Source organism: Deinococcus arcticus, assembly GCF_003028415.1.
Lineage (GTDB): Bacteria > Deinococcota > Deinococci > Deinococcales > Deinococcaceae > Deinococcus > Deinococcus arcticus.
Genome location: NZ_PYSV01000037.1, coordinates 1 through 11822, shown reverse-complemented (window position 1 = coordinate 11822; position 11822 = coordinate 1). Strand labels below are relative to the sequence as shown.

The window sequence follows — 11822 nt, the reverse complement described above, 5'->3', positions numbered from 1 at the left end:
AGAACTGCTGGGCGACCAGGTGAACGCTTCCACCGGACGCCACAGCACGAACGATGCGTTCCCGCAAGTCCAGCCCATACCCTCGCCCGCCCACCGCTTTCATACCTTCATTATGACAAATGCTCTAGTAATCCGAAACGATCACGCGCTCACAGCAGCATGGTCTAACAGTCCCTTCAACGTACTAGCGGCGGTGATGTCCTCGGCGGCAAGGATGGCGTACCGCCAGGGTTTACCGCCGGACTGCTGTGCGTGTCGGGTGGCTTCCTGGCACCATTCCAGTGCGGCGCGGGCCTTGGCCTGCACGCTGGGCGTGTTGATCTCTTCGCGCGCTTTGACTTCCAGCAGGAGTAGTTCGTCTGCCGTTTCGGCTACGAAGTCTGGCTGGTACTGGTGGGACTGGTGCTCAAAATGGTAGTAGATCTGGAACTGCCCCAGCACGGGTCGGAACCACTTCTTGGATTCCCGGTCGAGGATCAAGGCCAGTCGGCGTTCCGGGTCGGAGTGGAATTTCACATCCGGGTACAGGCTGCGCGTGAAGCCCCGGTACAGGCACGTTTCAATGCGTGCGCCGTTCGGGGGCGTCTGGGCGGGATTGGTGATGATGCCGCCGCGCCCGACGGTCAGGGTGCTGGGCCGCAGGGCCGTGAAGCCCTGGCGGACTTCCCGCGTGTACGTCACCTCTGGAATGTGCTGATGGGCCTGCATCTGCTGGAACAGGAGGTTGGACAGGGTGCGGCGGTAGGTGCCCAAGATTTCGCGGATGTCGGCGTCGCTGAAATCCTGGGCGTGGAAGTGCGCCACGACCTGCTCGGCGAGGTCGTACAGGACGTCTGCATTCTGTTCGTAACTGACTTCCGGGTTGTCCATCAGGACGCTGACAACGCTGTCCTGCACGCGCTGATCCACGATTCCCTCGTATTTCTGGAGGCCGAGGCGTTCGCGGGAGTTATCGTTCAGGGCCTGCACGATCAGGGTTTTCGAACCTGGCTGAAGTCTCACGTCACTCAGGTCCAGCGTGAACGGCTGGAAGACCGTGTGGGCCTCGCCGACGGGCGTAACCGTGATGCGCGGGATGCTGATGGTCTGACCGACGATCTGCTCGGTCGCCTGCCGCACGACGGTCGCCACGTCGACGGTGGGCTGCGCTGCCTGCGTGGGAGCTTCCAGCAGGGTGGGCTGCGTGCTCGCCTGCTGCGCCAGCTGGGTCTCGACGGCCTGCACGAGTGCCTCCTGCACCTCCGGTTTCAGGAGGGCCTCGGCGTTCGGAACACGGGCGACCTGGCGGCTGAAAAGTTGCGCCGCCTGGTACGTGGCCTGCGCGATCTGCTGCGCCTGCGGGGTCGTGAACATCGGGGCGGGCGCACTGCCCGGCACCGACCCGGCCCCGGTGGCCGTTCCGTCTGCGCCTGGCTTGCCCTCGGTGGCGGGGGTGATCATGCCCAGTGCTCCCAGGATGCCCGGCTGCGACACGACGGTCTGCGTGGCCTGTACCTGCCCCTCTCGGCTGAGCAGCACCCGTTCCATCAGGCGGACGGGACTGTCCGCGCGGTTCGCTTCATCCACGATCTCCTGGAAGCGGTCGTGTGCCACGATGCTCAGGCGGTCTAGCGGGTCTCTCAGCCGCTCCCCTTCAGGGCTGGTGATTCGGCGATTCACACGCTGCCCGAACGGGAGGCGCAGCCCGCGCCCGATGCTCTGCTCAATCAGCGTGCGGGCGTTCGCGGCGCGCAGGGGCACGATGGTGTACAGGTTCGTGACATCCCACCCCTCCTTGAGCATGTTCACGTGAATGACGATCTCGGTCGGTTCGTCCGCACGCTCGACGCGTAGCAGGCGTTCGATCATCAGGTCTTCCGCCGTGTGATCCACCTGAATGGCTCGGCCCTCGTACCGCCCGCCGAAGAACGCGTCCGACTCAATCAGTTTTAGCAGCGCCGCCGCGTGCGTCGTATCCCGCGCGATGACCAGCATGAATGGCTTCACCCTTCCCAGCCCGGACTCCAGCGCGTACACCGCGAGTTCCGCCTTCACGTTCTCGTGAAGGCGCACCCCGTCCTCCAGCTTCAGCTGCTCCAGGGCCTCCGCCGAGAACCGCTCTGGGTGGAAGTCCTCACGCGTCACGACCGCTGGGACCTTCACGAACCCGTCCGCAATGGCGCGAGCCAGCGTGTAATCCATCACCACGTTCCTGAACGCCACGGGGCCGCGCGTGGACTCCACGAACGGCGTCGCCGTCAACTCCAGGCCCAGGCGAGGCTGCAACTCGTTGATGGCCCGCACGCCCGCCGACGCCCGGTAGCGGTGAGACTCGTCCATCAGCATCACCAGATCCGGCAGGTTCTGCAGGTACTCGAAGTAACTCCGGCCCATCTCCAGGTTCTCGTGCGGCTTACGGATACGTGGCTCGCGCCCGCCACGCACCTCGGAGTTGATCTTGCTCACGTTGAACACGTTGATGACCACTTTTCCGAACAACCGCGACCCGCTCGTCTCGGCCGCTTCGTAGTTGTCCCCGGTCACGATCACGGGCGGATCAATTTGGAACGCCTGCAACCCCCGCAGCACGTACTTCGGGTTGTCCGCCTGGAAATCCCCAATCAGCTTGTTGTAGATCGTCAGGTTCGGGGCCAGCACGAAGAAATTGTTCACGCTGTGCACTAGGTGTAAGTACGCTACCATCGCGCCCATCAGGCGCGTCTTACCCACCCCGGTCGCCAGGGCGAACGCCAGCGACATGAACTCCCGCTCGAAGTCCGAGAAGCTGTGCCCCGCAGGCAACCTCTCTGACACCCGCGCCGCCCACCCGGCCAGGGCCTCTGCATCCGCGTTCTTCGGCGGCAACCCGGCCCCCAGCAGCACGTCCAGCCGCTCCAACGCCTCCCGCTGCGGCGCACGTAGACTCAGACGATCTGCGATCTCCCGCACCCGCCGCCCATTGGGCAGCACCATGCCCGCCAGAGCGGGCGACTGTGCCACACTTCCCGCCGGAATCACGCTCCCTCCCCCCCATCCACGTCAGTGAACAACCCCGGTCCCACCTGTACCGCCTTCTTCCGCCCGCGCGTTTCTGCCGCCACAGGCTTCGCCTCGGGTGCCCGTTCCTCCGGGGAACTCGACTGCGGCAGGTTCGCTACATTCAGGCTGTAATCGTCATGATCCCAGTCGCACCGCCGCAGCAACGACAGAGGAATTTTCTTCAATGTCAAATTCTCCAGCGTCTCTCCTGCCGAATCGAACGCCGTCGCCAGGATCAGCAGCGACCGTTCCGGCCCCACCTCCTCACTGATCTCCACCAGTTGCGCGTATGTCAGGTAATTCGTGGTCACGTAGATGAAATCCCGCTCGGTGCTGCGACCATGCATCCAGTAGAACTGGGGGTTCTGACTGGGATCGAACGTGAACCCCTCGATCTTGCAGCACGCCTCGGCCAGCATCTCGGCGTTGTACTGCGCGTTCACCACATACTGCCCCCAGCGGTCCTTCTTTAGCAGGCTGGGTGCCAACTTGAAGTACTGGAAGCCCCCACCGCCCTGCCATCCAACGGCCTGTGAGATGCCGCCCTGGTCGATGCCGTCAATGACTTTCTTCAGGCGAGGAATGATGTGCGTGTGCGCGTGCTCGCCCAGCTCCACCATGATCCAGCGCCTCCCCATCTTGTGCGCCACCGCCCCAGTCGTACCGGAACCAGCGAAAGAATCAAGCACGAGGTCGCCGGGTTTAGTGGCGAGGTGAATGATGCGCTGAATAAGTCGCTCGGGTTTGGGCGTAGCAAAAGCTTTAGATGCGCCAAACAGCTCATTGCTTTCTTTCTTGGCTTCTTGGTTGTGCCCAACCTCTTTATTAGTCCACCATGTCCAAGCATTGACTCCTTGGGACTCACTTAGAAACGTCTTTCTCCTAGGCATTGACATTTTATCTTGACCGAAATAGATTCGCCCGTCCGCGACTAGCTCAAGATAAACTTCCTCTACATTTTTCCAGCAGACACCCTCTGGTGGATAGTACTCTGCGCCACCTGGAGTGGTGATTTTGTACATCTGGTTTGGCCTAAATCCCTGAGCGGTGTAATCGGAAGAAACCCAGGGTCCGCGAGGATCATTATCGGGGTTTTTAAATTGAGCTTCTTGCTCTGGGCTCCTAGGAAGTTTATTTAAAGCGATTTTAAAAGATGCATATTCTTTAGCAAAGGCAATGATATGCTCGTGCCCAGCCCCAATTGTGGATCTCATATCAGGAGAGGTGCGCTTTTGCCATACTATATTAGCAACGAAGTTGCTCCTTCCGAACACTTCATCACATAGCACTTTCAGGTAATGCACTTCGTTGTCGTCAATACTGATCCAGATGCTTCCGTCCTCGCTCAGCAGATCGCGCAGCAATTCCAATCTCTCACGCATCATGCCCAGCCACAGGCTGTGCTCCATCCCATCGTCATAATGCTCGAACGCTGAACCCGTGTTGTATGGCGGGTCAATGTAAATGCATTTCACCTTACCGCGCACGGTGCTGTCCGTTGCCAGGGCTTTCAGCGCCAGCAGGTTATCCCCGAAGATCAGTCGGTTATCGAACAGGTCACGGTCGGTCCTGCGCTCGGCGGCGTGATAGCTCAGCGCCGGGTCGGGCAGCAGAATGCGGGGTTCCAGCAGCGGGCGGCGGTTGTCCTTGCCTACCCACGTGAGTTCCAGTTTCAGGTTGCGGCGTTCAGTCATGAGCTTCCTATTGTCCCGCAGGTGCGGGTGTGGGGACTGTAGTGGGAGAGGTAGGGGTCAGGTGCGTCTGTTTGCAGGTGCCGCCGCAGGTGCCGGGCAGAGTGTTTCGGGCGATTGTTCTGGTGTAGGTGCGTCTGCCGCAAGTGGGGCAGAGGATCAGGTCGGCCAGGGCCAGGGTGGCGGATGCGAATTCGCGGATGTCGTGGTCAGTGATGTCGGCGCTGGTCAGGTTAAAGTGCGCGCCGACTTCGTTGCGGATGAATGTCAGGGCTTTCAGGCGGTCCAGGGTAGGAAGCCAAGGTTGTGGGGGGTATCCGGGGCGCGTGGTGTGCCATGTGCGGGCTTCTTTTGTGACGGCGGTGAGCAAGGGATCCAGAGTGTATTTGTTCTGCGGGTGTCTAGGGAGGCTGAGGTTGAACGCGAGAGTCAGGTGGTCGAGCATGGCTTCGAGGAGGACGCCTGCTTTGCTGGCGACGGCCTGCCGGTCTAGAAAGGGGGCTCCGCTCAGGGTGCGGAGTTCGGTGGTGTTGGGGATGACATGGCGGACGCTGATGCCGTGCGCGAGGGTCCAGGTGCCGAGTTCGTGTACGTCGACGTGTTTCTCGGGGAGTTCGTACCTGAGTTTGTCGAGCCAGCCCCGGTAGTGGGTGATGACGATGATCTGTGAGAGGGTGCCGCTTGTGGCTTCGTCCAGGAGCATCTGGTCGATGCGGTTCAGGTGGGCGGCGTCGACGCTGGTGAAGACGTCGTCTAGGACGATGATGGCGCCTGGGGTGGTGTGTTTGATCACGGCCAACCAGAAGCAGAAGCCCAGGGTGTCCAGGTGCGCTTCGCTGTAGAAGCCCTGTGGGGCGATGTCGTCGTGTCCGTGGAAAGAGGCTTTCTGGTGCAGGCTGGCGGTTCTGTTGGGGTCGAGTTGAATGCCGCTCAGGCCGATGGGTTCGCTGGGGTGGATGCGCTGGTACAGCCGCTGGGTTTCGGCAGAAACCTGATCGAAGATCGCCTGCGTGAAGTCCAGCCGGGTCTGGCGCAGGGTGCTCTGCATGATGTTCAGGCGGGCCAGGGTGCGTTCTAGGTGGTGGGCGCTGGCAGTGGCTTCGGACAGATCGTCTAGGGCGATGCGTATTGCGCGGTGATTTTCCAGATTCGTCTGGTTCAAGAACAGGCGACTGTCGGTGTCCTGTACTTCCTGGAGGGTGGTGGTGGTCTGCTGGGCCTGGGTTTGCGCGGCGATCAGTTCCGTTTGCGCGGCGGTCCAGGCGTGCCGGGCGCTGTCGAGGTTATGCTGGGCAGCGTACCGCCGGGTGTTTAGGTTGTTTAGGTGCGTGGCGTCGTTCAAGCGTTCTTGGATGTCCTGTTTCAGGCGGGACAGGTTGATGGGTTGCTGGCAGGTAGGGCACTGATCGGATTGGGTGTGCGTCAGGTACGCCTGCGTGAGTTCCAGCAGGTGGATCAGGTCGACGTGCAGGGTCTGACCCTGGTCTCGCAGCTGGGTTTCCAGGAGGTCGAGTTCCTGTTGTGCCCCCTGGAATTTCTGGGTGGTGTGGGTGTGGTGTTCCTGCGCGGCATGCAGGCGGCGCAGGTGTTTCAGGCGTTTCTGGTCTGCGCGGATGTGTTCACGCAGGGTGTTTTCATCTATCGCTGTTCGTTCCTGCGCCCAGTTGACGGAGGACGTCCCGGGTCGATTTTCGATATCCCATAGATCGTTCAGGAGCGACTGCACATGGTTGATGGTGGTGGTGGCGTCGGTCAGCCTGCGGTTGACTTCCTGGGCGGCTTCCTTGAGTTGTGTTTCGCTGCGTTCCACCTGGGTCACGTCGATCAGGCTCTGAAGTTGCTTGTAACGGTCACCTGGGGTGTCCTCGGTAAGTTTCAGCAGGGAGCGGCGGCGCAAGACGCGCACGGCAGGCCTCAGGTGGTCGGGGCTGATCTGGGCTTTTCCGGCGGCGTTCAGCGTGCCGGTCCAGGTGCCGGAGTCGAACTCGATCTGCACCTCAACCTGTGCGGGGCGGGCGCCGATGGTGGGTAGGTGGTCCTTGCGGGTGGTGCTGCTGCGTTCGCCGACCGTGCCGTAGCCCTCATTGCAGACGAGGTCGATGGCGTCCACGATGGTGGATTTTCCAGTGCCGTTCTCACCGAAGATCAGGATCAGGGGTTTCCGGGCGAAGGTGATGTCGCTGCTGGCAGCGGCACCCCTAAAGTTCCGCATGGTGACCTGTTGAATGCGGGGCATCAGCGCCGCTCCCCGCTCTGCTCGGCTGCAAGGGCGTTTTCGGCCAGGGCGATCCAGTCCTCGGCGCTCAGGGTGCCGCCCGTCAGTCCGGTGTGCAGGCGCTGCTGGTCTGCCGGGCGAATGAGTGTCTGTTCCTGGAAAACATGGGTGACTTTCTGGGCGAGTTCCTGACTGGGAGTGAGCGCTGGGGCTGGGGCGCGGTCGGTCATATCAGGCTCCATTGAATGGTGAACAGGGGCGTGAGAATCTCGTGCTCTTCGAGTTTCTTGGCCAGTTGATTGATGAGTTCCTGGCGTTTCTCGTCGATGCGGTCCTGCTCATCGAACAGGGTGCGGCGTTTGCGGGTGCGTTCCTTTTCAAGTTCCTGGACATGCTTCTGGGCGTCCAGTTTGGCCTGCAGGGTGGCGGCGACGGCGGCGGTGCGCCGCGCCTGTTTGATCTCGAGGTCCAGGTTCTTAATGTCGCGTTCCAGGCCGACTTTCAGGTCCTCGCTCCAAGCGTCGATGCGCTGGGCGGCGTCCTCGAAGGTCTTAAGGTTGCGGGTGTTGATGACCTCGCGTTTCTGCTGCTGCGCGGTGTCCAGCAGGGTGGCCAGTTCGGTTGGGGGGTGCAGGTGGGTGGGGCTGGGTGTAGCGGGCAGCCGGAAGAATTTCCGGGCGATATCGGTTTCCAGGATCTCGCCGTCGTCGGTCAGGGCGCTCAGCAGGAGGTGCTCTTCGGTCTGCCCGAGGGCTTCGACGCGGTACAGGGCGGCGCTGAGCCAGCCGCTCTGGCCGCGCATGTGCCGCAGCGCTCCGATGTGTTCGCTGGTGCCGTCGTACTGGAAGGTTAGGTGTTCGGTGGGCAGGGGACGGTCCTGCGCCTGTGTGATTAGGTGCTGCGCAAGGGGATGGCCCAGGCGGTATCGGTGTGTGCTGGGCTGGTCGGGCAGGTCGCGCAGTTGCGGGTCGCGGCGCGGCAGGGTGTACGTGCCGAGGGGCAGGCCGAGTCCGGCTGGGTCGTTTAAGAGCGTGAAGGTCCGGTCGCTGTCCGGGCTGAACTGGGCGTCCAGGCCGAGTTCGGCGCGGGTGAGGGCCATCAGCCAGCGGGAGAACTGGTCGAGTTGCTCGGTGCTTTTCTCCTGGCGTTGCTTGAGGACGCGGTGGACTTCCTCGTCGAAGTTCTCCAGGAGTTGCGCGCGGGTACGGGTCATGGCGGCTGCGATTTCGGTGTTCAACGACTGCTGGAGAGCATCGAAGGCGGCCTTGATGTCGGTTGGGGTGCGGCACTTCTGGTAGATGTCTGCGACGCGTTTCTCGAAGTCGACGCCGCTGCTCAGGGCGCCGATGACCTCATCGCTGCTGCCGAACACACCTTCGAACAGTTTGAATTTTTCGCTGAGCAGTTCGTAGACGCGCTGATCGGCTTCGTTGCCCTTGTTCAGGAAGTTCAGGACGACCACGTCGTGTTTCTGCCCGTAGCGGTGGCAGCGGCCGATGCGCTGCTCGATGCGCTGGGGGTTCCAGGGCAGGTCGTAGTTGACGACCAGGGCGCAGAATTGCAGGTTGATGCCTTCCGCTCCGGCTTCGGTGGCGATCATGATCTCAGCGTGGTCACGGAACTCGTCCACGAGGGCGCTGCGCATGTCGGCCGTACGGGAACCGCTGACCCGGTCGGTGCCCTGGTGGCGTTTCAGCCACTGCTGATAGGTGGCGCGGCTGCGTTCGTCGGTGTTCGTGCCGTTGAACAAGACGATGCGGCCCTCATAGCCGTGGTCTTCCAGCAGGCCCAGCAGGTAATCCTGAGTTCGGCGGGATTCAGTGAAGATGATGGCTTTTCTAGGGGCGCCGCCACGTTCCGCTTCGGTGAAGGCGCGGCGCAGTCCACTGAGGAGCGCCTCGCCTTTGGCGTTCTGCCGGATGTCCTGTGCGGCGGTGTACAGGCGTTCAAGTTCGGCAGCTTCCTCGCCGAGCTGTTCGCGGGCTTTGGCGTTGAGGGGTTCTGGGGTGTCCTCCCACTCGTCGGCCGTTTCGGCGTAGGCGTCGTAGTCGCTGCTGAGATCGTCATCCACGGTGCCGGAGGCGGGCAGGTTCCGCAGCTCCTGCTGCACGCGGGCGTGAATGGTGCCCAGTGCCCCGGCAATGGCGAAGGAACTGGAGGCCAGCAGTTTGCGCAGGATCAGGGTGATGAGGTTGCGCTGACTGTTCGGCAACGCGGCCAGGTGCTCGCGCTGCAGGAACTCGCTCACCTGTTCGTAGAGGCGCTGCTCCCCGTAATGTGGGGTAAATTCCTCCACGAGGACGTGCCTGCGGGTGTAGTTGACGTACTGCGTGACCTGTTTTCTCAGGGTGCGGTGGCAGAAGGGCTGCAGGCGGTTCTTAAGGTTCTGGAAGGTGGCCGGGTTACTCAGGTTGCTGTACTGCTCGCGGAAACTCTGCAGGTCGCCGAACACCTTGTCGTCGAGCAAGCTGACAAGTCCGTACAGTTCCAGCAGACTGTTCTGCAGCGGAGTCGCCGTCAGTAGGAGCTTGGGACTGCCGGACAGGGCTGTTTTCAGCGTTCCGGCGACCTTGCTGCCGCTCTTGTACACGTTGCGTAGGCGGTGCGCTTCGTCCAGCACGACAAGATCCCACGGCACTGCCTGCACTTCCAGGGCGCGCCGGGCAGCGAACTGGTAGGAGCAGATCAGGATGCGGTCGGTCATGAACGGGTTTGCCGTTCCGCCTTTCACAGCAGCGTTGAAGGACGCGCTCTCGATGATCTCGACCGGCAGGAAGAATTTCTCGGTCAGTTCCACCTGCCACTGCTTGCGCAGGTTGGCAGGAACGACGATCAGGATGCGCCTGCGGTGCTCGGCCCACTTCTGCGAGATTACAAGGCCCGCCTCGATGGTCTTGCCCAGACCGACCTCATCGGCCAGCAGGGCGCCCCCGGAGATGGGGTTTTGTACGGCAAACAGTGCGGCGTCCACCTGGTGTGGGTTCACGTCCACCTGGGCATCGACCAGGGCTCCGGCGAACTGGTCGTCTTCATCCGAACCGCGCCTGCGATTGAGTTCGTAGGCGAACAGTTTACTGTGCTGGAACGAGATCACTGTGCGGCAAGTATGGCAGGCAGTTCGTTGCCAGGAGGCTCAAATGACGCTTCATGTCAGTCAAAGCACCGGGCGATCTCCATTCGCCGCGTTTGTGCAAGACAGGTCAGTGGATGGGCAGGCCCTGACTGTCAGTCCGACCGGTCTGGGTTCAAAGTGCCCCTGTTGGTGCCTCAGGTGGAGCATGGTGGGCTCTGCCGATCACCTACGCTGGATTTATGGCCTCGCAACTCAACCGTTTCGTCTGGGAAATGTACCTCGATTCGCTGGAAGGGACGCAGGCAACCGACTATTTCGCGTCTTTGGAGGATTACGCGGAGCGCTCCGGTCTGCTCAATCCGTTTTTGAATGTGGGTGACTGGATCGTCCTTCTTGCCGATGAAGAGCAGGCCCCTGAACACATTCCGATGGTCAAAGATGACCTGGACTTCGTGAACGCCGTCCGGGCTGCTGCTGCCGCCACTGCGGTCAGCACGCCTGAGGAAGTGAGGGCACTCCTCACCAACCTGATCGAATCCGGAACAGTGCACTTATCAGATGCAGAAGACGACATTTTAGATCTGCGTGACGCGTTCGTGAACCTGCCCCTGCTCAGCCTCGGCCTGCATTTAGCCCATCCAGACGTCTTTCTGCCTTACGGCTTCACTGGTCATTACCACTTCGTACCCAAAATCGCCGAGGAGTTCGGGATCGCTCTTCCGCCCGTCCCCGCCAAAAAAGAGCGACTCGAACGCTGGATTTACTTCGGTGCATTCTGCGCCGCCTTCCAGGAATTCAGGAGGGCGAATGAACTCCCCCTCCCTGAACTGCTCGCGTTCATGTATGACTTCTCCGTCAACTATGTGGCCATGGAGCAAGAGGAGGAATTGCCCGAACCCCGCAATACCTGGCTATTGATCGGCGGGGTGACGAATGGCGATCTGGCCGATCTTGACGCGAGTGACACAGAAACCAGAACGCAGTGGCAGGGCAACCTCGATATGCGTCGAGGTGACGTCTGCCTGATGTACGTGCGCAGTCCACTGAGTTCCTTGCATTCCCTGTGGCGAGTCCTAGACGATGCCTATGAGGACCCCTTCTTCCACTACAAGCACGCGGTCCAGATTGGACAACCCACGCCCCTGCCGCGCCTTCACTTCCGCGACTTGGCCGCCGACCCCTTGCTCCGAGAGAACAGGTACGTTAAAGCCAAACTGCAAGGGGCCAGTGGAAAGGCGCTGACCCACGCAGAATACGAACGCATCCTTCAGATGGCCGCCTCCCTGGGCGAAGTGCCGACCACAGTGCCACATTTTCCAGTCTCGGAAGTGGTGAAACTGGCTGACCTATCCAACGAACGTGACGTTGAGGTCAAGTTAGTAGAACCTCTCCTGCGCCGACTGGGAATGGGTGAACCGGACTGGACACGGCAGATGCCCGTCCGCATGGGCCGTGGTGAGCGGGTCTACCCGGACTATGCTATCGGCGTCACTGGCATCGCCCCAGAACTACGGGTCCGCGCACTGGTGGAAGTTAAGTATCGAGCGCCCGGTGAGCGTGCTTGGCGTGAAGCGTTCCTTCAGGCAAAGTCATATGGTTTACGCTTGAACGCCGCTGTGATCATGACGGCGGCGGCCGAAGGTATACAGGTCTATGTCCGTCAGTTCAGTACCGGACACCTTAGCCTCCAGGGGCGCTAGGAGCTGAAAAACCAGTCGTGAAGAGGTTGACAAAGGTCACTCGTGCTGGACGAGCCCACCGGAGTGCGTGTGCGAGGCACTCCCAACCAGCGGTGACCAGGCTCAACGCCTTGCGGCCATGAGCC

Annotated in this window: 6 protein-coding genes; 1 reads left to right on the top strand and 5 read right to left on the bottom strand. The window is 61.4% G+C overall.

Annotation, left to right across the window (positions count from 1 at the left end; translation table 11 throughout):
* Positions 1–141: 141 nt before the first annotated feature.
* Genes C8263_RS18370 through C8263_RS18350 form a run of 5 tightly spaced genes read right to left on the bottom strand, consistent with a single transcriptional unit; the run spans position 142 to position 10018 of the window.
* Complete coding sequence (locus C8263_RS18370; protein ID WP_107139566.1) at positions 142–2952, bottom strand: DEAD/DEAH box helicase family protein; 2811 nt, start codon at positions 2950–2952, stop codon at positions 142–144.
* Between the two features lie 41 nt (positions 2953–2993).
* Entirely contained in the window at positions 2994–4712 is a 1719-nt protein-coding gene (locus C8263_RS18365; protein ID WP_107139565.1) for a site-specific DNA-methyltransferase, read from the bottom strand.
* Positions 4713–4719: 7 nt separating this feature from the next.
* Positions 4720–6945: an AAA family ATPase gene (locus tag C8263_RS18360; RefSeq protein ID WP_107139564.1), complete on the bottom strand. Its 2226-nt coding sequence runs from the start codon at positions 6943–6945 to the stop codon at positions 4720–4722.
* Positions 6945–7154, bottom strand: coding sequence for a hypothetical protein (locus C8263_RS18355; RefSeq protein WP_107139563.1), 210 nt, complete (start codon positions 7152–7154; stop codon positions 6945–6947). Before C8263_RS18355 ends, C8263_RS18360 begins: the two co-directional genes overlap by 1 nt.
* Complete coding sequence (locus tag C8263_RS18350; RefSeq protein WP_107139562.1) at positions 7151–10018, bottom strand: SNF2-related protein; 2868 nt, start codon at positions 10016–10018, stop codon at positions 7151–7153. The genes C8263_RS18355 and C8263_RS18350 overlap by 4 nt, the downstream gene beginning before the upstream one ends.
* A 218-nt stretch (positions 10019–10236) precedes the next feature.
* Here C8263_RS18350 and C8263_RS18345 point away from each other — a divergent pair, with 218 nt between their 5' ends.
* On the top strand, positions 10237–11697 hold the full coding sequence (locus C8263_RS18345; RefSeq protein WP_107139561.1) for a hypothetical protein: 1461 nt from the start codon (positions 10237–10239) through the stop codon (positions 11695–11697).
* Positions 11698–11822: the final 125 nt, after the last annotated feature.